The sequence below is a fragment of the Streptomyces sp. NPDC053673 genome (assembly GCF_055585225.1).
Window position 1 is genome coordinate 1 of the sequence record NZ_JBVJKN010000061.1, and the last position, 22,287, is coordinate 22,287.

Annotated in this window: 17 protein-coding genes; 12 read left to right on the top strand and 5 right to left on the bottom strand. The window is 70.2% G+C overall.

The window, feature by feature from the left end; translation table 11 throughout:
• From ACZ6ZQ_RS37660 to ACZ6ZQ_RS37675, 4 genes are all read right to left on the bottom strand, one after another.
• Nucleotides 1-237, bottom strand: a 237-nt coding sequence (locus tag ACZ6ZQ_RS37660) for a CBS domain-containing protein (RefSeq protein ID WP_469773046.1), incomplete at its 3' end; no start/stop codon positions are given.
• A gap of 303 nt (nucleotides 238-540) precedes the next feature.
• Entirely contained in the window at nucleotides 541-1,512 is a 972-nt protein-coding gene (locus tag ACZ6ZQ_RS37665; RefSeq protein WP_469773047.1) for an antibiotic biosynthesis monooxygenase, read from the bottom strand.
• Nucleotides 1,509-4,235, bottom strand: a complete 2,727-nt coding sequence (locus tag ACZ6ZQ_RS37670; RefSeq protein ID WP_469773048.1) for a molybdopterin-dependent oxidoreductase — start codon at nucleotides 4,233-4,235, stop codon at nucleotides 1,509-1,511. The genes ACZ6ZQ_RS37665 and ACZ6ZQ_RS37670 overlap by 4 nt, the downstream gene beginning before the upstream one ends.
• On the bottom strand, nucleotides 4,232-5,059 hold the full coding sequence (locus ACZ6ZQ_RS37675) for an FAD binding domain-containing protein (RefSeq protein ID WP_469773049.1): 828 nt from the start codon (nucleotides 5,057-5,059) through the stop codon (nucleotides 4,232-4,234). Before ACZ6ZQ_RS37675 ends, ACZ6ZQ_RS37670 begins: the two co-directional genes overlap by 4 nt.
• A 374-nt stretch (nucleotides 5,060-5,433) precedes the next feature.
• Between ACZ6ZQ_RS37675 and ACZ6ZQ_RS37680 the strand changes: the two genes are divergently transcribed.
• The 5 genes from ACZ6ZQ_RS37680 (at nucleotide 5,434) to ACZ6ZQ_RS37700 (ending at nucleotide 12,599) form a co-directional block, all read left to right on the top strand.
• Nucleotides 5,434-6,237: a HEAT repeat domain-containing protein gene (locus ACZ6ZQ_RS37680; protein WP_469773050.1), complete on the top strand. Its 804-nt coding sequence runs from the start codon at nucleotides 5,434-5,436 to the stop codon at nucleotides 6,235-6,237.
• Between the two features lie 91 nt (nucleotides 6,238-6,328).
• Entirely contained in the window at nucleotides 6,329-7,252 is a 924-nt protein-coding gene (locus tag ACZ6ZQ_RS37685) for an oxygenase MpaB family protein (protein ID WP_469773051.1), read from the top strand.
• Nucleotides 7,234-9,465, top strand: coding sequence for a serine/threonine-protein kinase (locus ACZ6ZQ_RS37690; RefSeq protein ID WP_469773052.1), 2,232 nt, complete (start codon nucleotides 7,234-7,236; stop codon nucleotides 9,463-9,465). Before ACZ6ZQ_RS37685 ends, ACZ6ZQ_RS37690 begins: the two co-directional genes overlap by 19 nt.
• Before the next feature lie 127 nt (nucleotides 9,466-9,592).
• On the top strand, nucleotides 9,593-10,930 hold the full coding sequence (locus ACZ6ZQ_RS37695; RefSeq protein WP_469773053.1) for a DUF2252 domain-containing protein: 1,338 nt from the start codon (nucleotides 9,593-9,595) through the stop codon (nucleotides 10,928-10,930).
• 103 nt (nucleotides 10,931-11,033) lie between these two features.
• Nucleotides 11,034-12,599 (top strand): phytoene desaturase family protein, encoded by a 1,566-nt coding sequence (locus ACZ6ZQ_RS37700; protein WP_469773054.1) that lies wholly within the window; start codon nucleotides 11,034-11,036, stop codon nucleotides 12,597-12,599.
• A 156-nt stretch (nucleotides 12,600-12,755) separates the two neighbouring features.
• On the opposite strand, the gene ACZ6ZQ_RS37705 is transcribed toward ACZ6ZQ_RS37700, so the two are convergent.
• Nucleotides 12,756-14,573, bottom strand: coding sequence for a serine hydrolase domain-containing protein (locus ACZ6ZQ_RS37705; RefSeq protein ID WP_469773055.1), 1,818 nt, complete (start codon nucleotides 14,571-14,573; stop codon nucleotides 12,756-12,758).
• A gap of 162 nt (nucleotides 14,574-14,735) precedes the next feature.
• Here ACZ6ZQ_RS37705 and ACZ6ZQ_RS37710 point away from each other — a divergent pair, with 162 nt between their 5' ends.
• From ACZ6ZQ_RS37710 to ACZ6ZQ_RS37740, 7 genes are all read left to right on the top strand, one after another.
• Entirely contained in the window at nucleotides 14,736-15,845 is a 1,110-nt protein-coding gene (locus ACZ6ZQ_RS37710; RefSeq protein WP_469773056.1) for a nitronate monooxygenase, read from the top strand.
• Entirely contained in the window at nucleotides 15,842-17,395 is a 1,554-nt protein-coding gene (locus tag ACZ6ZQ_RS37715) for an acyl-CoA synthetase (RefSeq protein ID WP_469773057.1), read from the top strand. Before ACZ6ZQ_RS37710 ends, ACZ6ZQ_RS37715 begins: the two co-directional genes overlap by 4 nt.
• 452 nt (nucleotides 17,396-17,847) lie before the next feature.
• The gene (locus ACZ6ZQ_RS37720; protein WP_469773058.1) at nucleotides 17,848-19,347 is read left to right on the top strand and encodes an acyl-CoA synthetase; all 1,500 of its coding nucleotides are present in this window, start codon (nucleotides 17,848-17,850) and stop codon (nucleotides 19,345-19,347) included.
• A 355-nt stretch (nucleotides 19,348-19,702) separates the two neighbouring features.
• Nucleotides 19,703-20,170 carry a MarR family winged helix-turn-helix transcriptional regulator gene (locus ACZ6ZQ_RS37725; protein WP_469773059.1) on the top strand — a complete coding sequence of 156 codons (468 nt, stop codon included), beginning with the start codon at nucleotides 19,703-19,705 and terminating at the stop codon, nucleotides 20,168-20,170.
• Between the two features lie 2 nt (nucleotides 20,171-20,172).
• Entirely contained in the window at nucleotides 20,173-20,640 is a 468-nt protein-coding gene (locus ACZ6ZQ_RS37730; protein ID WP_469773060.1) for a hypothetical protein, read from the top strand.
• Between the two features lie 395 nt (nucleotides 20,641-21,035).
• Complete coding sequence (locus ACZ6ZQ_RS37735) at nucleotides 21,036-21,914, top strand: hypothetical protein (RefSeq protein ID WP_469773061.1); 879 nt, start codon at nucleotides 21,036-21,038, stop codon at nucleotides 21,912-21,914.
• Complete coding sequence (locus ACZ6ZQ_RS37740; RefSeq protein WP_469773062.1) at nucleotides 21,881-22,138, top strand: hypothetical protein; 258 nt, start codon at nucleotides 21,881-21,883, stop codon at nucleotides 22,136-22,138. Before ACZ6ZQ_RS37735 ends, ACZ6ZQ_RS37740 begins: the two co-directional genes overlap by 34 nt.
• The last annotated feature ends 149 nt before the right edge of the window (nucleotides 22,139-22,287 follow it).

The window sequence follows — 22,287 nt, forward strand, 5'->3', positions numbered from 1 at the left end:
GGCCTCGGCCGGCGGCCGGTCGCATCGCGCCAGGTCGTCGCCGCGGTATTCCTCCTTGAGGAGCAGATCGGCCTCCGAGACCACGCCGATGACGCGACCCTCGCCCTCGACGACCGGGAGGGCACTGACCTTCCACTGCTCCATCACCTCGACGATCTCCTTGTAGCCGGCGCCGCGCCCCACGGCGACGGCGGTGTGTGTCATGACATCGCTCACGGTGTGCGGGGAATCAGGCATGGCGGGCTCCTCGACGATGGTGGCCGTTCCTGGTGCCGTAGGCGACGAGTGCCGTACGTGCCATCGTGATCAGCCGATGAGGGCGTGTCCGCGGTTTCATCGCTTCGCTCCCCTCGTCCGACTCCCACACTCGCCGTTCACGAACGGGCTCACATGGGCCGAACGGCCCTCGTACCGGGACCGCCTCGCCTCTTCCGGCCCCATAGGCCTGATGGGAGCGTCGAAGCAGACTCGGAGGACAGGATCGGAAGTCCCCGGAGATACGCCGGAGAGGGGGGCTGAGCTGTGGAGCGCCGGCTGGGATCAGGGCAGCGTCCAGATCTGCCGCGTGACGAGGTAGAAGACAACGGCCCAGAGCACCATCACCGTGGCGACGATGCCGAGGCCGACGAGGTTGGTCTTCGCCGCCGGTTCGTCCGGGGACGGCCGCAGCCACCGCTTGAGCAGCGGATTCACGTAGTAGGGCATGGTGGCGAAGCTCATGGCGAAGCTGGAAAGCAGGTTGCCCACAAGCAGCCCGATCCAGAGCGGCATCTTCAGCGGTGACAGGGCGAGCGTCAGCAGCACAACGGTCGGGTACAAGCCGACCCAGATCGCGATGGACGTCTTGGTCTCCGAGGGCGGCGGCGCTTCCTTGCCGTTCTCTTCGAAGGCGAACCAGCTGCCGAACGAGTTGTCGATCGTGCGCAGTTGGAAGTCGTTGAACTTCTCGCCTTCAGCCAGAACTTCCTGCCGCTTGGCCGACGTCAGCCAGGCATCGAGGTGCTCGGCGTTGTCGAATCGGTACAGCGTGGTCCATTCGTCCTGAAGGCCCTCGACCGGGCGGAAGAGCTCGGTTCCGCGGAATCCTTCGAATTTGCTCTCCTCGTGGCTCATGCGGCGCTGCCAGTCGAGAAAGTCGTCGACGTGGTCCGGGTGGACGCGGTGGGTGACCACAACGGTCACGAGCGGATCCGGTGGTTGCGTACCGCCGCCGAGGACCTGCTGGGTTGCGGGACCGTCGAAGTATTTGCTCCCAATATCGAGAAGCCGCTGCCTGGTTGCACTGTTGATCCACGCTTGTAGATGGGCTATCGAGTCGAATCGGTATACGACAACCCAGTCGGGTTGCAGGGGTGTCGGCGGGGAGATCTCGGCGCCGAGGTACCCGGCGTAGTTGGCTGCGGCGGCGTTGACGCCCTCCTGCCACGCTTCGTACTCCCGGTCCAGTCCGGGCAGAACCTTCTGACCGATGATTCCCGTAGCCGCGGCCTCTTCGAGTCTTTCGGTGTTCATGTGATCGGGCCCGTCGCTACCGACTGCTTTTCGTTGAGCCGTCCGTAGATCCGTTCCGGCGTCAGGGGCAGCGCGCGGTAGCGGACGCCCGTGGCGTCGTGGAGTGCATTCGCCAACGCGGGGGCCACGGGGTTGATGCAGCATTCGGCCATCCCCTTGGACCGCAAGGGCCCAACGGAGTCCGTCGAGTCCACCAGGAGCACTTCCGTGCGGGGGATGTCGGCGTAGGCGGGGATACGGTAGTTGCGGAAGTTCGGGTTGACCATGACACCGTTCGCGTCGACTTGGTGGTTCTCGGTCAGCGTGAAGCCGATGCCCTGGGCGACACCGCCTTCTATCTGTCCCCGGACTTGCGCGGGGTTGATGACCGCGCCCGCGTCGGTCGCCTGGACGCTGTAAAGGATACGGATCTCACCCGTCACCCGATGGACGGCGATGCGGAACCCCTGCGCATTGGAGATGACGCTCCGCGGTGAGCCGTAGGCCTTGCGGGCGGCGGTGAATCGGATTCCGCGCGCTCGGGCTCGTGCGACGAGCTCGGCCAACGACACGCGCTGGTCGCCGCAGACGACTTCTTCGTCGTCCATCGAGCACATCACGACATGGACCCCCGTGTGCGCGGCAGCGAATTCCAGGATGCGGTCGCGCACGGCGTTGGCCGCTCGAAGTACCGCGTTGCCCGACACGAAAAGACCCGCACTGGCAAAGGCACCGGTGTCGAATCCCGTGCGGTCGGTGTCGGACTGCACCAGGCGAATCCGCGACGGCGTCGTGCCCAGCTGGTTGGCCGCGATCTGGACATGGGCGGTCGAGGTACCTTCGCCGAATTCGACTGTTCCGACGGCCAACTCGTACATGAGGTCGTCGCCGAGCGTGACCCAAGCCTCTGAGATGTGTTCGGTCGGTGGCGCGGTCTCGTGCAGCGAGGTCGCGACGCCGGCCCCGACGAGCCACTCGGGGCCGGGGGACGGCTCATTGGCCGTACGGGCCATGGCGGCATCCACCAGATCGATGCACTTCGCGAGTCCGTCCTCGCCGAACTCCACGTCGTCGGGGCCGTCATGCATGGCGACGAGGGGATCACCCGGCCGCACGATATTGCGGCGTCGCAGTTCGAGCGGATCGATGTGCAATGCGCGTGCCAGTTCGTGCATCGCCGATTCCACGGCGAACGCCGGCTGCGTCATCCCGTAACCCCGCAGTGCCCCGCTCGGAACGGTGTTCGTGTAGACGGAGTACGCGTCGTACTTCTTGTTGGGGCAGCGGTAGATCATGACGGCAGCGCCGCCCGCATACAGCGTTTCGCCGCCGTGGTTGCCGTAGGCGCCCGTGTTCGACACATTGCGGGCCTGGAACGCCGTGAGCGTTCCGTCCGCCTTCGCGCCGAGCTTGACCGTCAACGTCATCGGGTGCCGTGGCGAAGCCGTGGTGAACTCCTCCTCGCGGGTGTACTCGAAGCAGACGGGCCGCCCGGTGTCCAGGGTGGCGAGCGCGACCAGATCCTCCGAGATCAGTTCCTGTTTGCCGCCGAAGCCGCCGCCGACGCGTTTGCAGAACACGCGGAGCTGGTCCGGGCGCAGCGCGAACAGGTGTGAGAGTTTGACTTTCGCGATCGACGGCGACTGCGAACTGGTGCGGACGTTCAGACGGCCGTTCTCCATCCAGGCGATCGAGCCGTGGGTCTCCAGATGCGCGTGTTGCACTCGCGGTGAGAAGTACGTGCCTTCATGGATCACGTCGGCTTCGGCGAACCCTGCGTCGACATCGCCGGTGTGCGAATGGAGCTCGAGCAGGATGTTGTGGACGGGGTCGCGGACGAATGGATCGTGCGCGCCGTGCAGCTGTGGTGCCCCCTCGGCCATTGCCGCTTCGGGGTCGAACACCGCCGGCATCACCTCGTATTCGACGACGACCCTTCGGCAGCCTTCTTCTGCCGCCCCGGCCGTGTCGGCCAGGACCGCGACGACGCGCTGGCCGACGAAGCGGACCGTGTTGTCGAGGATGAAGGTGTCGTCCGGATCGACAAGATGGTCCGTGTGGATCGCCGTAGTGAAACGCTTGCGCGGCACATCTTCCCAGGTGTAGACCCGATGCACGCCGGGAACGGCGAGTGCGGCGGTCTTGTCGATCGAGACGATCCGGGCGTGCGCGTGCGGTGAGTGCAGCACCTTGAGGTGCAGCATGCCTTCGATGTGGGTGTCCATCGTGAACTCGGCGCGACCGGTTACCACGTCGTCGGCCGCCGGCGCACCGACGCTCGTCCCGACGGCCTTTCCTGGCGGGGCTGTCTCCACGCCGGCGACGCCCTTCACGGCATCCTCGATCCCCCGATAGCCGGTGCAGCGGCAGAGGTTGCCCTTCAACGCCCGTGGCAGGTCTTGTCTCTGGTCCTCGGTGAACGTGGCCGACGTCATGATCATCCCCGCGGTGCAGAAACCGCATTGGAACCCCGGGGCGTCACGGAACTGTCGCTGCATCGAATGCAGGTTGCCGGGCGATCCGATGCCCTCGATCGTCGTCACCTCATGACCGTCTGCGCGGAAAGCAGGCGTGATGCAGCTGTGTACCGGATTGCCGTCCAACCACACCGTGCATGCGCCGCAATCACCCGCGTCGCAGCCCTTCTTGACGCCATGGTGACCGAGTGAGCGGAGGAAGGTGCGCAGACACTGGCCGGGGTCCGGCTCTTCGACGAAGCTCCTGCCGTTCACGACGTATGTCATGCCACGCCCCCGGCCATGAGTTCGCGACGAATCTCTTCGGCGAAGTGCTTGGTCAGGTGGCGACGGTGGTCGGGGGTCCCGTTGGGGTCGGCGAACCAGACGTCGGCGGGGATGACATCGATGCGCTGCTGGAGCGTTCGGGAATCCGGCATGGTGTCGAAGGCGATGCGCACGGGCCGTGTGGTGCCGGCTGTGACGGTGAGCAGCAGGTCGCTCGTTCCTGGCGTCTGAGTACCGATGAGGAACACTGTCGAACGGCCGAGGTGGGTCAGCGTGAAGCGGCGGTGCGCGGTGCGTTTCCTCAGGGCGCGTGCCGGAACGTCGATGCGCCGCAAGACTTCCCCGGGAGCAAGGATGTTCCGGTTGTCACCGGTCACGAAGTCGTGTGCATCGACGATGCGCGTGGACCCGTCGCGAGCCCACAGCTCGTACTGTGCCTCAAGTGCGACCGTCAGCGTGATCATCGGGCCGGCAGGCAATGACATGCAGATATTGCCGCCGACGGTCGCCGAGGTCCAGACCTTGAACGAGGACAGGAACGCCTCGCAACTCCTCGCGAAAAGGGTGCCGGCGGTCCAGTCACCCGGCAGTGCAAAGGCGTACAGATCGCGGATGGTGCACGTCGCGCCGATTTCGAGGCCCGCGTCGCTCGGGACCAGGGGATCCCAACGCAACGCTGTCAGGTCGATCAGGCGGCGCAGACTTGGCTGCTCCGCGGAGAACAGCCACGTTCCGCCCGCGAGCCAGGCGTCGCCTTCGCGCCAGTCCACGCCCGGCCGGTCGGACGGTCGCCGGACGACTTCGGTGATGGTGTTGAGGTCCATGGGAAACGATCTCCCATTCGGCTCGATACGCGCGTCGAACGTCGACGGGTGACGATTGCGCGCTGGGAGCGGCACGACCTCGAGCGACAGAATCGAATGTCGGCCGCTGCGGTCGAACTGCTCAGGAAGGACCGGCGGGCGCAGAGATTCCTGTCAAGCGTACGCAGAACAGGAGGGCCTCGCCAATTCGGAGTTCTGGTGTGAAGTCCTGATGTCCGTGCGGCTGACTTGCGCAGGGGCGCTTGTTCCAGCCGGCTGCTGAGGCAGGTACGGGAACAGATGACGCAGACGGGTTCCTGACATCGATCGCCCGGACAGGGCCTAGTGCCGCGACAGGGCAAAGCTTGCCGGGAGGGGCACTAGCATGCCAAGCCATGGCGATGTTCGTGCACTTGACGTCAGCGGCCAACGCGCCGCGCATCCGGCGGTCCGGGATCCGCGCGGCCGGCTACGGACAGGCAGGTGCGCGCGGGGTGTACTGCTTCCCGGTGCTGCCGTCGTACACCCTCACCAACCAATGGCTGCGCGAGCTGGCCCGTTCCGGCAGCCGGGGAGGGCTCGTGGCCGTCCACGTGCGGCTGGACGACGCTCAGCACGTGCTGGTCGGACGCTATACGGACCGCGCGCGGGAGGCCCAGGCCACCGTCACCGCTGCCGAGGCGGTGCGGCGGATCGCGGCCCTGGAAGACCCGCGAGGGTGGGAGGTGTTCGTATCCCGGGCGATCCGGCCGCGCGAAGTGCACCGGATCCGCACCGCGCCGCAGGTGGCGGGCTGGCGGTACCTGCCGGACGCGCACGGGACCCGCCCCTGTACCTGCTTCGGGTGCCGGGTGCGCGGCGGGTACGGGGCGCGGCGCCTGCTCGCGCGGTTGCCGCATCCACTGGACGGTCCGCCGCCCGCGGCCAGGGTGCTGCTCGCCAGGGTCGCGGCGGCCGGTGACCCGGGAGACCCGGCCGCGCTGCGGGAGGTGCTGCACTGGTTCGGGATGCGCCGACGGGGCCCGCTCGACCAGCTGACCCGGCTCCGCGCCCACCCCGACCCCGGGGTGCGGGAGGCGCTGGTGTGGGCAGTCGCCCACTGGTCCACCCCTGGGGTCCCAGAGCTGCTGGACAGCCTCGCCGACGACGCGGACCCGGACGTCCGGGAGGCGGTGGAAGCTGTCCGGGAATCGCAGTGACCTGGCAAGGCCAACGCGAAATCCTGGGTACGACGGGTACGACGGGTACGACGGGTACGGAGTCGACCGGGTACGGCGCTAACGTCGGAGCATGAGCGTGGACCCCTCGGACCGCGACCCCGGCCTCTTCGGCCCCGACTCGGTCACCTGGCAGATGCACGGCGACCCGATGATGTGGGTCGCCGGCGTGCGGGCGCTCTACCTCCAGGCCCTGCACCCCCGGGCGGTCCGCGGCGTCATGATCAACAGTGCTGCGTTCGACAGAGAGAGGGGCAGGCGCGACGCCTGGGGCCGCCTCATGCGCACGGCGGACTTCGTCGGCACGATCACCTACGGCACCGCCGGAGCCGCCGAGGAGGCCGGCGCCCGGGTCCGCAGGATCCACCGGCTGCTGGGCGTGGACGAGCCGGATCTGCTGCTGTGGGTGCACTGCGCCGAGGTGGACTCGTACCTGAGCGTCCTGCGCCGCTCCGGCTTCCCGCTCAGTGACGTCCAGGCCGACCGGTACATCGACGAGCACCGGGTCAGCGCCCGGCTCGTCGGTCTCGACCCCGCCCAAGTGCCCGCCAGCACGAGGGAGCTCGCCGCCTACTTCACGGCCGTGCGACCCGGGCTCGAAGCCGGCGCGGACGCCCGGACCGTCGACGACTTTCTGCGCCGCCCGCCCATCCACACCCTTCTCGTCCCGGCGCGCGAGTTGCTCTGGCGGCGTGTGGCGGCGCTCGCCTACAACGCCCTGCCCCCTTACGCCCACGGCCTGTACGGCAGACCGGCACCGCCGCCCGACCGGGTCACCCACCAGCTCACCGCCACCGGCAACGCCCTGCGCTGCATTCCCGCGCGGGTCCGCTGGCAGCTGCCGCCAGGTCACATCTTGAAAGCAATGGCGCGACTCGGCCCCGGCAGCAGGCCCGCCCCGTACAAACTCCGCAGACAGGCGGCCATACTGGACGGGCCGGGGAGGGCGCAGCGAAGCGACGGGGGCGACAGCACGCGATGGCGGACACCAGGCTGATCCAGGGCCGGTACCGGCTGCTGGATCTGATCGGTCGCGGCGGCATGGGTGAGGTGTGGCAGGCCCGCGACGAGTCACTGGGCCGGCGTGTCGCGGTCAAGTGCCTCAAACCTCTGGGGCCGCAGCACGACCAGTCCTTCACCGGTGTGCTGCGTGAACGCTTCCGCAGAGAGGCCCGGGTCGCCGCCGCGCTGCAGCACCGCGGAGTCACCGTCGTCCATGACTTCGGCGAGTCCGAGGGCGTGCTCTATCTGGTGATGGAGCTGCTGGACGGCCGCAACCTCAGTCAGCTGCTGGAGGACAACAAGCAGCACCCGCTGTCCGTGCCCGACATCGTCGACATCGCGGAGCAGGTCGCCGACGCCCTCGCCTACACCCATGAACAGGGCATCGTCCACCGCGACCTGAAGCCCGCCAACATCATGCGGCTCACCGACGGCACGGTGAAGATCTGCGACTTCGGCATCGCCCGTCTCGCCCACGACATCGGCTTCACCTCGCGGCTCACCGGCACCGGCATCGCCATGGGCACCCCCCACTACATGTCGCCCGAGCAGATCAGCGGCGGCGATGTCGACCACCGCAGCGACCTCTACTCGCTGGGCTGTGTGCTGTACGAGATCGCCACCGGCGTTCCGCCGTTCGACCTCGACGACGCCTGGGCCATCCTCGTCGGACACCGCGACACGCCGCCGGAGCCGCCCCGTACCCACCGCGTGGAACTCCCCGGCTTCATCGACCGGATCGTCCTCGACCTGCTCGCCAAGACCCCCGACGGCAGGCCCGCCGACGCCAAGGACCTGCGCCGCCGGATCACCGCCGCACGCGCCACGTCCACCCCCGTGTTCCCGGCACCGGCCGAGCCGCAGACGCAGTCCTCCCGCGGCCGGCGGCTGCCTTCCTGGACCCGCGGCATGACCACCGGCCACAAGGCCGTGGGCACCGCCACGCTCCGCCCCACCCCGCCCGACTACACCGCGGGTCTCACCGGCGAGTGGACCACCGGAGTGGCGCTCCGGGGACCCGTACCGGTGCAACTGCCCCGCCCCGAGCGCCCCACTCCGCCGCCCGAGCTGCTCGCCGTTCTCACCAGCCGGCACAACGCGGGTCTCAGCCTCGGCCGCCTCGGCCGCTGGGAGGAGGCCGGCGAGGTGCACCGCGCGGTCGCCACCGAGCGTGAGCACGCACTCGGACCCGACCACCCCGACACCCTCGCCAGCCGCTACGAGGTCGGCTTCACCCTCAGCAGGACCGGGCGCACGGCGGACGCCCTGCGGGAGTTCGGCCGCGTCGCCGAGGGCCGCGAGCGCGCGATGGGCCCCGATCACCCGGAGACCCTGGCCGCCCGGCAGGAGACGGCGTACGTGCTCGGCCAGCTCGGCCGTCACTTCGAAGCGCACCAGGTCTACTCGGCGGTGCTCGACTCCCGGATGCGGACCGTGGGCGCCGACCATCCCGACACCCTGCGCTGCCGTCACAATCTCGCGTTCAACCTGAGCCGGCTCGGACGGCTGGAGGACTCGTACCGGATGGCGTACGACGTCGCCGCGGCCCGCGCACGCGTGCTCGGCGCGAGTCACCCGGACACGCTCGTCACCCGCTACGAAGTCGCCTACGCGCTCGGCCAGCTGGGCCGTTGGGCGGATGCCCTGCAGACGTACCGGGAGGTCGCGGCGGCCCGCTCCCAGGCACTCGGAGCCGACCATCCCGACACGCTCTCGGCCCGCTACGAGGTGGGCATCAGCCTGGGCAGGCTCGGCCGCAGCGCCGAAGCCCTGGAGCTGTACCGGTCCCTCGTCGACGACCGCACCCGGGTCCACGGCCCCGCCGACCCGGAGACCCTCCGCGCCCGCCACGGCCTCGGCGTCAACCTGGGGCGGCTCGCCCGCTGGGAGGAGGCCCTCGCCGAGGCCCGCGACGTCTGCGCGATCCGTGAGCGGGTGCTGGGCGCCGACCACCCCGACACCCTCGTCAGCCGCCGGGAGGTCGCCGTCGGCCTCGGCTGGCTCGGCCGCTGGGCCGACGCCCTGGCCGTCTACCGCCAGGTCGCCGAGGCCCGCGAGCGGGTCCTGGGTGCCGACCATCCCGACGCCCTGGCCAGCCGCAACGACGAGGCGCACTGCCTGGAGCAGCTCGGCCGGGGCAGCGAGGCGGTCGAGCTGTACCGCCGGGTGGCGGCCCTGCGCCAGCAGCGCGGCACCCGCGGCCGCTGAGCCGGGCGGCACCGGGCCCGCGCTCACCCGAACGGTTCCACCGCCGCGCCGCGGCACCGGGCCCGCCCTCACCCGAACGGTTCCACTGCGCCGACCGGAGCCCCGGGTCCGCGCGCACACTGGCACCATGACGGACCTCGCCGAACAGGTGCGGCGTGGCCGCACCGCCCGCAAGCAGGTGCCCCGCTCATCGCACGGCCGCTGGATCCCCGCCGCGGACCGGCCGGAGCCCCTCGCCATCCTCGAGGAACAGGCCAGGACCCGGGAGCCGGATCTGGTGCCCATCCGCTACGGCCGGATGCTCGCGTCCCCCTTCACCTATCTGCGCGGCGCGCCCGCCGTCATGGCCGCCGACCTCGCCCCGCACCCGGACACCGGACTCCACGTCCAGCTCTGCGGCGACGCCCATCTGCTGAACTTCGGCGTCTTCGCCTCCCCGGAACGCACGCTCCTCTTCGACGTCAACGACTTCGACGAGACGCTGCCCGGTCCTTTCGAATGGGACGTGAAGCGGCTCGTCGCCAGCGTCGCCGTGGCCGCGCGCGACAACGGGCAGCCCGACGCGCAGGCCCGGCCGGCCGCGCAGGCGGCGGCCGAGTCGTACCGGCTGTCCATGCGCCGGCTCGCGGGCCTCGGAGAGCTCGACGTCTGGTACGAGCGGATCGCCGCCGAGGACCTCCGCCCCCTCGTAGCGAGGATCCGCCGCGCACACTTCGAGGCCCAGCTGGCCAGGGCCCGCCGCCGCACCAGCCTGCAGGCCATGGAGAAGCTGACCGAGAGCGTCGAGGGACACCGACGCATCATCCAGGACCCGCCACTGCTCGAAGCGGTCGACGTGATCGACGCGGCGGCCGTGAGGAAGATCCTCAGCGACTACCGCAGCACCCTGCCCGAGGACCGGCGGGTTCTGCTGGACCGGTTCCGGTTCGTCGAGGCGGCCCGCAAGGTCGTCGGAGTCGGCAGTGTGGGCACCCGCTGCTTCGTGGCGCTGATGGTCGGCCGGGACCAGGAGGACCCGCTCTTCCTGCAGATCAAGGAGGCCCAGCGGTCCGTCCTCGAACCCCATCTGCCGGCGTCGACGTACCGCCACCAGGGCCAGCGCGTCGTCGCGGGCCAGCGGCTGCTCCAGGCGGCGAGCGACATCTTCCTCGGCTGGGTCACCGGCCCTCAGGGCCGCTACTTCTACTGGCGGCAGCTGCGCGACATGAAAGGCTCGGCGGACATCGCCGACATGACGCCGACGGTGTTGCGGGACTACGCCGGACTGTGCGGCAGGGCGCTCGCCCGCGCCCATGCCCGGTCCGGGCAGCGGATCGCCATCGCCGCGTATCTCGGCACGTCCGACAGGTTCGACCGGGCCATGGCCGACTTCGCCATGGCATACGCCGACCGTACGGTCGCGGACCACGCGGCGCTCGCGGCGGCGGTCGCGTCCGGTGCGATCGACGCCACGACCGGGGTGTGACAGGCGTTCCCGGCCGGGGTGTGCCGAGCGGTCCTGGCCGGGATGTGCCGAGCGCTCCCGACCGCCCTCTGGTCCGCGCGATCATCGCGTGTTACGAAGAGGCATGCCAGCAGCCTCTGCCGAAACGTTTACCCGGACCGTGTACGACGCCGTCATCGTGGGCGGCGGCCACAACGGACTGGTCGCCGCCGCATACCTCGCCCGGGCCGGCCGCTCCGTCCTCGTTCTCGAGCGCCTCGGGAACACCGGGGGAGCGGCCATTTCCACCCGCCCCTTCGCCGGGGTCGACGCCCGGCTCTCGCGCTACTCGTACCTGGTGTCCTTGCTGCCCGACAAGATCGTCCGTGACCTGGGGCTGCGTTTTGCCGTACGGAAGCGGACCGTCTCCTCCTACACGCCCACCGTGCGGGGCGGCCGTCCCACCGGCTTGCTCGTCGGCGGGGACCGCACGCGCGAGTCCTTCGCCGCGCTCACCGGCTCCGGCCGCGAGTACGAGACTTGGGAGGCCTTCTACGGTACGACCCGGCGTGCGGCGGAACGGATCTTCCCGACGCTCACCGAGCCGCTGCCGACCCGTGCCGAGCTGCGGGACCGGGTCGCGGACGACGAGACGTGGCGGATGCTGTTCGAGGAACCGATCGGGGCCGCGATCGAGGAGCGGTTCTCCGACGATCTGGTCCGGGGCGTCGTGCTGACCGACGCACTGATCGGCACCTTCGCCGACGCCCATGATCCATTGCTGCGTCAGAACCGCTGCTTCCTCTACCACGTCGTCGGCGGCGGCACCGGTGACTGGGACGTCCCGGTCGGAGGCATGGGAGCCCTCACCGACGCCCTCGCCGATGCGGCCCGCACGGCCGGCGCGGAGATCGTCACCGGCCATGAGGCGATCCGGATCGACACCGACGGCGGGACCGCCGAGGTCGTCTTCCGCACCGACGACGGCGAAGGCGCCGTCGCCGCCCGAAAGGTCCTGGTGAACGCCTCGCCGCAGGCCCTGGCGGCCCTCCTCGGCGAGGAGCCCCCCGCCCCCGCGGAGGGCGCTCAGCTCAAGGTCAACATGCTGCTGCGCCGGCTGCCCCGCCTGCGCGACCACAGTGTCGACCCACGGCAGGCGTTCTCCGGAACCTTCCATATCGCCGAGGGATACGGACAGTTGGCGACCGCGTACGCCGAGGCCGCGGCAGGCCGGCTGCCGCAGGCCCCGCCGTCCGAGATCTACTGCCATTCGCTCACGGACCCGTCGATCCTCGGCGCCGAACTGGCCGCCCAGGGCTACCAGACCCTGACCCTCTTCGGCCTGCACACCCCCGCCCGCCTCTTCGCCGACAACCCCGACGCGGCCCGCGACGCCCTGCTGAAGGCGACCCTCGCCGAACTCGACGCCCATCTGGAGGAACCGATCACGGACTGCCTGGCGCTCGACGAGGCCGGGCAGCCCTGCATCGAGGCGAAGACCCCGCTCGATCTGGAACGCGATCTCCGGCTGCCAGGCGGCCACATCTTCCACCGGGATCTGGCCTTCCCGTACGCGGACGAGTCGACCGGCCGCTGGGGTGTGGAGACCACCCACGCGAACGTCCTCCTCTGCGGCGCGGGCGCGGTGCGCGGCGGCGGGGTGAGCGGCATCCCCGGCCACAATGCGGCGATGGCGGTGCTGGGCCACTGAGTCGTGGGCCCGCTGGACTCGTGCCGGCCGCTTCGGGCGCAAAGCGTGGAGCGGCCGGCCGATGTCGGTCACGGCTTCGAGCCGGATGAGTGCGACCCGGGAGTCGGTGGTCAGACCATGGCGGAGGGCGGTTCCCGGTACGGCATCGGGACGCGTTCAGTCCGCGGACGCCGTCCAGCCCACCGCCTCGATGCGGTCCGCATCGCCGGGACGCCGCTCGTCGAAGAGCACGCGGCCGCCGTCCTCGACCCGGAGGCCGTCCACGTACACCCCGCGGCCCACATAGAGCTGGTCCGTCGTGTACCGCCAGCGCAGCCGGACCGGCCCGGCTGCCCACGCGGCCAGTGGGGCCTCCAGGCGGTGCCAGGTGCGGCCGGACCAGCCGGTCGCGGAGCCCGAGGGATGCGCTTCGGGCTGCCGCCCCTCGAGTACCGTCGTGAAAGGCACCGGTTCCCACGTGGCCCCGCCGTCCGCCGAGGCCTCCAGGAACACCTTGTCGGCGCCGGGCTCGGTGTCCCACCACAGGGAGCAGCGCAGTCGGGCGCGGTCGGAGGACGGGCCGAGCGCGGGCAGGGCGAGGGTCGCGGTCGTGGCGCCGGCCATGCCGGAGAACCAGGCGGTGCGGCCACGGTCGGGACGTACGGCGACGGCGCGGGCCATGTTGTTGGCGGCAGCGACCCGCGGGGCGCTGCCGGAACGCCAACTGCGCACCGGATGCACGGAGTTGCCGAGCACCACGAGGAACGAGTCGGTCGACGGGTCGAGGACCAGGCTCGTGCCGGTGAATCCGGTGTGGCCGGCCGTGCGCGGAGTGGCCATCGCGCCCATGTACCAGTGCTGGTAGAGCTCGAATCCGAGCCCGTGCTCGTCACCGGGGAACGCCGTGTTGAAGTCGGTGAACATCAGCTCCACGGACTCGTCGGTGAGGATCCGGGCTCGTCCGTAGGCTCCGCCGTTGAGCAGTGTCCGGGCGAGCACGGCCAGGTCCCAGGCGCAGGAGAACACCCCCGCATGGCCCGCGACCCCGCCGAACCCGTACGCGTTCTCGTCGTGCACCTCGCCCCACACCAGGCCCCGGTTCAGCCCCGACCACGGCAGCCGGGCGTCCTCGGTCGCGGCGATCCTCGGCCGCCAGGAGAGCGGTGGGTTGAAACGTGTGCGGTGCATCCCGAGCGGAGCGGTGATCTCGTCGTGGAGCAGCACATCCAGCCCGTGACCGGTGATCTCCTCCAGGATCAGCTGAAGCGAGATCAGATTGAGGTCGGAGTACCGGTACTTGCTGCCGGGCGGATTCGCCGGAGCCTCGTTCCACAGCAGCCGCAGCTGCCCCTCCCGCGTCGGCTCCTTGTACAGCGGGATCCACGCCCGGAATCCTGACGTGTGCGTGAGCAACTGCCGTACGGTGATGTCCTGTTTGCCCGCGGCCCCGAACTCCGGGAGATACGCCGCGACTCTCTCCTCCAGCTCCAGCGCGCCCCGCTCGATCTGCTGCACGGCGAGGATCGACGTGAACAGCTTGGAGACGGAGGCGAGGTCGAAGACGGTGTCCTCGGCCATCGGGATCTGCCGCTCGGCGGGGAACTCCACCCCCGTGTCGGTCTTCTCGTCGTACGCCGCGTACCGCACCGCCTTGCCGATCGGATGGTGCAGGGCGACCGTCCCGCCCCGGCCCGCGAGCAGCACCGCTCCCGCGTACCAGGGGTGCTTGGGGGAGGGGGAGAGATACTTCTCGGCATCCGTGACCAGTCGGTCGAGGTGTGCGGCGATGAGGCCGGCCCGCTCGGGGGAGCCGCGCCGCAGGGTCGTACGCCCGTGACGGGGTCCTGGTTCCGCCGCCGCCGCGCCGCCCGGAAGCGGTCCGATCACCTGGGGGTACCTCCCATGCGAAGCCATGGGCGAGCACATCCCCAGTGCCAGCACCCCAACGCCCAGCCTGCGACGGCTTATCCCTCTGGCCGCCGAGTCCTCTGCCATGTCCCAGCCTCCCTGAAAGTATCCTTCGGGCTCGCGTGCAACACGTGAAACTTTCTTACCGGGGTGAGGGAGCGTCACGACACCCTCCGACCTGTCCAAGAATCTGACACTGCATCAGAGAATCTCTTCCCTCGGCCGTTCCGCTGCGGCATCCTGCCGCCCATGGAGACGGAGCTGAGCAAGAAACTGGGAGTCGAGCACGCCATCTTCGGCTTCACGCCGTTCCCCGCGGTCGCCGCCGCCATCACCCGGGCGGGCGGGCTCGGGGTGCTCGGCGCGGTCCGCTACACCGCTCCCGACGACCTCAGACGCGATCTCGACTGGATGCAGGACCACACCGGCGGAAAGCCGTACGGGCTCGATGTCGTCATGCCCGCCAAGAAGGTCGAGGGCGTCACCGAGGCCGATGTCGAGGCGATGATCCCGGAAGGCCACCGCCGGTTCGTCGAGGAGACCCTCGCCAAGCACGGGGTCCCCACGCTGTCCGAGGGCGAGGCCTCGGGCTGGCGCATCACCGGCTGGATGGAACAGGTCGCCCGCAGCCAGCTCGACGTCGCCTTCGAGTACCCCATCAAGCTCCTCGCCAACGCCCTCGGCTCCCCGCCCCCCGACGTCGTCCAGGGCGCCCACGACCACGGTGTCCTCGTCGCCGCACTCGCCGGCAGCGCCAAGCATGCCCGCCGCCACGCCGAGGCGGGCATCGACATCGTCGTCGCCCAGGGCTACGAGGCCGGCGGCCACACCGGCGAGATCGCCTCCATGGTGCTGACACCCGAGGCCGTCGACGCCGTCGCGCCTGTGCCCGTACTCGCCGCCGGCGGCATCGGCAGCGGCGAACAGATCGCCGCGGGGCTCGCCCTCGGCGCACAGGGCGTCTGGCTCGGCTCGATCTGGCTCACCACCACCGAGGCCGAACTCCCCTCCCGCGCCCTCACCGAGAAGCTCCTCGCCGCCGGCTCCGGCGACACCGTCCGCTCCCGCTCCCTGACCGGCAAGCCCGCCCGCCAGCTGCGCACCGAATGGACCGACGCCTGGGACGACCCGGCCGGCCCCGGCACCCTGCCCATGCCGCTCCAGGGCCTGCTCGTCGCCGAGGCCGTCTCCCGGATCCAGAAGTACGAGATCGAACCCCTCCTCGGCACCCCCGTCGGCCAGATCGTCGGCCGCATGAACTCCGAACGCAGCGTCCAACAGGTCTTCGACGACCTCACCCGCGGCTTCGAGCGCGCCGTGGACCGCATCAACCGGATCGCCGGAAGGAGCAAGTCGTGAGTGAGCAGCGGCCCAACGGCTTCTGGGCCCAGGCGGCCGCCGACCCCGGCCGCACGGTCCTGATCGCACCCGACGGCGAGGAATGGACCGCCGGCCGGCTGCACGCCGACGTCAACCGGCTCGTCCACGGGCTGCGCGCGGCAGGGCTGGAACGGGGGGACGCGGTCGCCGTCGTCCTCCCCAACGGCGTCGAGTTCTTCACCGCGTATCTCGCCGCATCCCAGGCCGGGTTCTATCTCGTACCCGTCAACCACCATCTCGTCGGGCCCGAGATCGCCTGGATCGTCGCCGACTCCGGGGCCAGGGTGCTCATCGCGCACGAACGGTTCGCAGCCGCGGCGACCGCCGCCGCCGACGAGGCCGGGCTGCCCGCGAGCCACCGGCACGCGGTCGGGAACATCCCGGGTTTCCGTCCGTACGCCGAACTCCTCGACGGCCGGAGCGAGTCGGTGCCCGACGGCCGGACCCTCGGCTGGGTCATGAACTACACCTCCGGCACCACCGGCCGTCCGCGCGGCATCCGCCGCCCGCTGCCCGGAAAGCTCCCCGAGGAGACCTACCTCGGCGGCTTCCTCGGCATCTTCGGCATCAGGCCCTTCGACGACAACGTCCATCTCGTCTGCTCGCCGCTCTACCACACCGCCGTGCTGCAGTTCGCGGGCGCGTCCCTGCACATCGGCCACCGACTGGTGCTCATGGACAAATGGTCGCCCGAGGAGATGCTGCGGCTGATCGACGCCCACGCCTGCACGCACACGCACATGGTCCCCACCCAGTTCCACCGGCTGCTTTCCCTGCCGCAGGACGTACGCAGCCGGTACGACGTCACCTCCATGCGGCACGCCATCCACGGCGCCGCGCCCTGCCCCGACCACGTCAAACGGGCGATGATCGAATGGTGGGGGAACTGCGTCGAGGAGTACTACGCGGCCAGCGAGGGCGGCGGTGCCTTCGCCACCGCCGAGGACTGGCTCAAGAAGCCCGGCACGGTCGGCAAGGCATGGCCGATCAGCGAACTCGCGGTCTTCGACGACGACGGCAACCGGCTGCCGCCCGGCGAACTCGGCACCGTCTACATGAAGATGTCGACCGGGGGCTTCAGCTATCACAAGGACGAGGCCAAGACCCGAAGGAACCGCATCGGTGACTTCTTCACCGTCGGTGACCTCGGGGTCCTGGACGAGGACGGCTATCTCTTCCTCCGCGACCGCAAGATCGACATGATCATCTCGGGTGGCGTCAACATCTACCCCGCCGAGATCGAGGCCGCGCTCCTCACCCACCCCGCGGTCGCCGATGCCGCGGCCTTCGGCATCCCGCACAGCGACTGGGGGGAGGAGGTCAAAGCCGTCGTCGAACCGGCCGAAGGCCAGACCCCGGGCCCGGCGCTGGCGGCGGCGATCCTCGCCCACTGCGAGCGGCAGCTGGCGGGCTACAAACGCCCCAAGAGCGTCGACTTCATCGATGCCATGCCCCGCGACCCCAACGGCAAGCTCTACAAGCGCCGCCTGCGCGAGCCGTACTGGGTGGGGCACGAGCGCCCGCTCTGACCGGCGCCCGCTCTGGCCGGCGCCCGCTCTGGCCGGCGCCCGCTCCGGCCGGCGCCCGCTCCGGCCGGCGTCGGCCCGTCCGGCGTCGGCGCCCCAGGAGCGAGGGCAGCGGACCGTCGCCGCCCGGAGCCCGCCGGCCGGCGGCGCCCTCACACCGGGAGGTACACCAGGGGCACCGGCGGGCCGGCCGGTGCCCCCCGGCACGCATCACGGGCGGCAGGGCGACGCGGGGCGACCCCATCGGTGCAGTACCCCGCGAGCCCCGCAGCAGCTCCAGGAAGCGTGGCATGCATGAAGAACGGCACGACAGCGCTCATGGCGAAGTGGACCACCTGGGTGCCGGTCGTCGCCGCGGTGGCCAGGTCCGGCGGGCGCGCGGGTCGCCGACGTGCGCGCCGCGCGTTCGGTATCCGATGCTTGACCGCTGGCCCGTGGCCGCCCAGGATCCAGCCATGGCAGCCTTGGAGCGTCTCCTCAGCAGCACCGTCGACGGCGTCCTGCGCCGCAGCGCCCAGCGCACCCCCGGCCGCATCGCCGTCCGCTACGCCGACCGGACCTGGACCTACGCGGACCTCGACGCGGCCGTCACCACCGCGGCCGCCGTACTGAGCGATCACGGTGTGAGCCAGTACGACCGGGTCGCCACCTACGGACACAACTCCGACGCCTATCTGATCGCCTTCCTGGCCTGCTCCCGTGCCGGGTTCATCCACGTGCCCGTGAACCACAACCTGACCGGAGAGGACCTCGCGTACATCCTTCGCCAGTCCGGCAGTTCACTCGTCCTCGCCGACCCGGACCTCGCGGACCGCGTCCCCGAGGGGTTCGCCGTACGGGCCCTGCGCGACACCGGCGACTCGCTCCTCACCGCGCTCGCCGACCCACAGCCGTACGACACCGATCGCGACGCCCGCGATCTCGTACAGCTGTTGTACACCTCCGGAACCACCGCTCTGCCCAAGGGCGCGATGATGACCCACCGGGCGCTGGTGCACGAGTACGCGAGTGCGATCGAGGCCCTCGACCTCCAGCCGGACGACCGGCCTGTGCATTCGCTGCCGCTCTACCACTCCGCCCAGATGCATGTGTTCCTGCTGCCGTACCTCGCCGTCGGCGCGGAGAACACCATCCTCGACGGGCCGGACGCCGCACAGCTCTTCGACCTGGTGGAGGCGGGCCGCGCCGACAGTCTCTTCGCGCCGCCCACCGTCTGGATCGGGCTGTCCAACCACCCCGGCTTCGCCGCCCGCGATCTGAGCGCCCTGCGCAAGGCGTACTACGGGGCATCGATCATGCCGGTGCCCGTACTGGAGCGGCTGCGGGAGCGGCTGCCGGGGCTCGCCTTCTACAACTGCTTCGGCCAGAGCGAGATCGGGCCACTGGCCACCGTGCTCGGGCCCAAGGAGCACGAGGGGCGGATGGACTCGTGCGGGCGGCCCGTCCGCCACGTCGAGGCGAAGGTCGTCGACGAGGACGGAAACGACGTCCCGGACGGCACCGAGGGGGAGATCGTCTACCGGTCACCGCAGCTGTGCGAGGGGTACTGGGACAAGCCCGAGGAGACCGAGGCGGCCTTCCGGGGCGGCTGGTTCCGCTCCGGTGACCTCGCCGTCCGCGACGGCGAGGGCTACTACACGATCGTCGACCGGGTGAAGGACGTCATCAACTCCGGGGGAGTGCTCGTCGCTTCACGCCAGGTCGAGGACGTCCTCTACACACATCCCGCGGTCGCCGAGGCCGCCGTCATCGGCCTGCCGGACGCCCGCTGGATCGAGGCCATCACCGCCGTCGTCGTGCCGCGCGGCGAGGTGTCGGAGGAAGAGATCCTGGCCCACGCGCGCGAAAACCTCGCCGGCTTCAAGGCCCCGAAGCGAGTGCTGTTCGTGGACGAACTGCCGCGCAACGCCAGCGGGAAGATCCTCAAGCGGGAGCTGCGCGACCGGTTCGCGTGAGCCGGGACTCTCCCGCCGGCTCCCGCCGTTCTCGTTGGTCTCGTCGATTCCGCAGGCTAAGGGCTGTCCCGTAATCCCCGGTGGATCTGCGCGCGGCGTCAGATGCATGGGGTCTACCCAGGCCCGGAGGGCCGAGGGGACGCATCGCAAGGCGGAGGGTCGTCCTCATACTGGGCGTATTCGGGCGATCCGACAACGCAGCGAGGTGCCGTAGCTGTCGTCGTGCGCCCGCCGGGGATTGCGGGACAGCCCTTAGGCCGGTTCCGCCAGTTTCCGCGAGGCTCTGCGTATCGGAGGAGCAGTCACCGGCAGCAGATACTAGCCATGTACATAGTATCCATGTACTCTACTTTTCATGAGTGCGGCATCCGAGGGCCCTACGCCCGGTTTCCTGGTCTGGCGCCTGTCCATGAAATGGCGCGTCGCGGTGGACCGCGCGGTCGCACCGTTGGGCCTGACCCACGCGCAGTACTCCCTGCTGGCGTCCCTGTTCGGTATGCAGCGTTCGGGGCAGCGCCCCAGTCAGCGCCGCCTCGCCGACCACACCGGTCTCGAGCCGCTCTACGTCTCGAAGCTCGCCCGCGCCCTGGAGTCCACCGGTCTGATCGAGCGCACCCCGGACCCCGACGACACGCGGGCCGTGCAGCTGTCGCTCACCCCCAACGGGCGGGAGGTCACAGGCCGCGCGATCGACGTCGTGCAGCGGCTGCTCGATCAGCTCCTCGAACCGCTCGGCGGCCTCGACGGGCGGCGTACCGAGGTGTTCGCCGCCGAGCTGACCGCCCTTCTCGGCGTACCACTCGAAGCCTCTCCCAAGGAGTAGTCATGTCCACCACCCCGACCGTCAACGGACAGGTCATCGGCCAGGCCCACTACGCCACGCGTGCGGTCCTGGAGCGCGTCCTGGCCCGCACCGGTACCTCGTTCGAGCAGTCGGTGGCGCTGAACGCCACCGCCACCGCCACCGCCACCGCCACGGTCGACGAGGGCGAGGGTATCGAGCGCGCGCGGCTCGTCGACCGGATGACCGGCACCCTCAAGATCGGCGAGGCGGCCGTCCTGGCCGTGATCGCCGAACTGACCTCCGCCCAGCTGCTGGAGACCGCCCCCGGCGACGACTCCGTCCTGCGCCTCACGGACGCCGGCGCATCACTGAACCGCACCATCCGCGCCTCCGTCGGTGAGATCACCGCCCGGCTGTACGCCGACCTCCCGGCCGACGACCTGGCCGCGGCGGGCCGCGTACTGGCGGTCGTCACGGAGCGGGCGAACGCCGAGCTGACCGTGAGCTAGGGGGTCTTTCGGATCAGGCCGGATGAGCGAGCGTCCGCCGCGAAAGCGGCTGCTGAGCCGAGGCCCTGCGCGATGGACGATTTTCGGTCAAGCATCTATCCCGGCGGCTGGATCAGGTGCATCCTGTGCGCACGCCGCCCGTCCCGAGTCGGGCGGGGGCCACCTCCGTCCCTCCCGGCCTCCCCACGGGAGGGCGGACGCCTGCCAACGCTCCGTTCGACTGGTGTGCGTGCCGACTGCGCCACGGTCCGCACTTCAGGTGAGGCCACCGCCCGGGACCGCGCCCTGTTGCCTCTCCGCACCCGCCGAAGGTCGAGCGTGGCAGCGACTTTGGTCGACGGGTGCGAGTCCTTCGCCCGACGCGCTGCCGACCGCACTCCGTACAGGCTGACGGCATGGCATCAGCACCGATCGCCCGTCGGACCCTGCTCGCGGGCACCGCGGCCCTGGCCACCGCCTGCGCCGCCGACAACGCGCGTGCCCGTAAGACATCCACCGACGCGGTGGCGTCGCGGCGGACCGCCGGATCGCTCACCTGCAAAGGCGTCAACTTCGATACGGACCGCGAGGTCTGGCGGACGGAGTACGTCCGCCGGGAGATCGCCGCCATCAAGGAGCAGCTGCACCGCAACGCGATCCTGCTGCTCGGCCACGACCTCGACCGGCTGACGGAGGCCGCATCGATCGCGGCCGGGCACGGCCTGTTCGTCTGGTTCGAGCCGCGGCAGTTCGACGAGGACGCGGAGCAGACCCTGGCTTTCCTCGGCTCGGTGGCGCGCGCCGCCGAGCGGCTGCGCACCCGACACCCCGGCGTGGGCATCGCGGTCGGCACCGAGCTGACCATCCTCATGTCCGGCCTGGTGCCGGGCAAGGACTACAACGAGCGCGGCCAGGCGCTGTGGCGCCCCGAGGCGGCCGGCTACCAGGAGCGGCTGAATGCCTTTCTGGGCCGTGCTCTGACGACCGTACGGCCACTGTTCAAGGGGCGGGTCACATACAGCTCCGGGGAGTGGGAGGAGATCGACTGGCGCGGCTTCGACGTCGTGGGGGCCAACCTGTACCGGACCGCGGACAACAAGGCCAACTACACCGAGAAGGTGCGCGCCCTGCACCGGCACGGCAAGCCCGTCGTCATCACCGAGTTCGGCTGCTGCACCTTCACGGGGCCAAGGAGCAGGGCGGCATGGGCTTCACGGCGGTGGACTGGGAGCGGGAACCGGCGGTGGTCAAGGACGGCTATGTGCGTAACGAACAGGAACAGGCCGTCGAAATAGGCGAGTTGCTGGACCTCTACGCGGCCGAGAGGGTGCACGGCGCGTTCGTCTACAACTTCATCGCCCCCGACTCGCCGTACTCCCCGCAGCGCCGCCACGACCTGGACATCGCCAGCTTCGCGCTGGCCAAGACCTTCCCCACCGGGACGCGGCGGGGCTACGCGGAGACCGGGCGGTGGGATCCCAAGCGGTCCTTCCACACGGTGGCGCGCCGGTTCCGGTGAGGCGCTAGGTGTATTGATCACGAGCGTTGTCAACGCTGGTGATCAACACCTAGTTGTATTGCCCTGTGAGGTTGGGGACGCGGCTGGCGGGTGGTTGGCCCTTGAGCGCGGTGTGTCCGCGGTGGTGATTGTAGGTGTGCAGCCAGCCG

What these genes read in the sequence shown, in the direction of transcription:
- ACZ6ZQ_RS37725 (WP_469773059.1), top strand. Translation starts at nt 19,703, where the DNA reads ATGAGTGCGGCATCCGAGGGCCCTACGCCCGGTTTCCTGGTCTGGCGC.
- ACZ6ZQ_RS37730 (WP_469773060.1), top strand. Translation starts at nt 20,173, where the DNA reads ATGTCCACCACCCCGACCGTCAACGGACAGGTCATCGGCCAGGCCCAC.
- ACZ6ZQ_RS37735 (WP_469773061.1), top strand. Translation starts at nt 21,036, where the DNA reads ATGGCATCAGCACCGATCGCCCGTCGGACCCTGCTCGCGGGCACCGCG.
- ACZ6ZQ_RS37675 (WP_469773049.1), bottom strand. Translation starts at nt 5,059, where the DNA reads ATGGACCTCAACACCATCACCGAAGTCGTCCGGCGACCGTCCGACCGG.
- ACZ6ZQ_RS37685 (WP_469773051.1), top strand. Translation starts at nt 6,329, where the DNA reads ATGAGCGTGGACCCCTCGGACCGCGACCCCGGCCTCTTCGGCCCCGAC.
- ACZ6ZQ_RS37705 (WP_469773055.1), bottom strand. Translation starts at nt 14,573, where the DNA reads ATGGCAGAGGACTCGGCGGCCAGAGGGATAAGCCGTCGCAGGCTGGGC.
- ACZ6ZQ_RS37720 (WP_469773058.1), top strand. Translation starts at nt 17,848, where the DNA reads ATGGCAGCCTTGGAGCGTCTCCTCAGCAGCACCGTCGACGGCGTCCTG.
- ACZ6ZQ_RS37680 (WP_469773050.1), top strand. Translation starts at nt 5,434, where the DNA reads ATGGCGATGTTCGTGCACTTGACGTCAGCGGCCAACGCGCCGCGCATC.
- ACZ6ZQ_RS37690 (WP_469773052.1), top strand. Translation starts at nt 7,234, where the DNA reads ATGGCGGACACCAGGCTGATCCAGGGCCGGTACCGGCTGCTGGATCTG.
- ACZ6ZQ_RS37665 (WP_469773047.1), bottom strand. Translation starts at nt 1,512, where the DNA reads ATGAACACCGAAAGACTCGAAGAGGCCGCGGCTACGGGAATCATCGGT.
- ACZ6ZQ_RS37700 (WP_469773054.1), top strand. Translation starts at nt 11,034, where the DNA reads ATGCCAGCAGCCTCTGCCGAAACGTTTACCCGGACCGTGTACGACGCC.
- ACZ6ZQ_RS37670 (WP_469773048.1), bottom strand. Translation starts at nt 4,235, where the DNA reads ATGACATACGTCGTGAACGGCAGGAGCTTCGTCGAAGAGCCGGACCCC.
- ACZ6ZQ_RS37695 (WP_469773053.1), top strand. Translation starts at nt 9,593, where the DNA reads ATGACGGACCTCGCCGAACAGGTGCGGCGTGGCCGCACCGCCCGCAAG.
- ACZ6ZQ_RS37710 (WP_469773056.1), top strand. Translation starts at nt 14,736, where the DNA reads ATGGAGACGGAGCTGAGCAAGAAACTGGGAGTCGAGCACGCCATCTTC.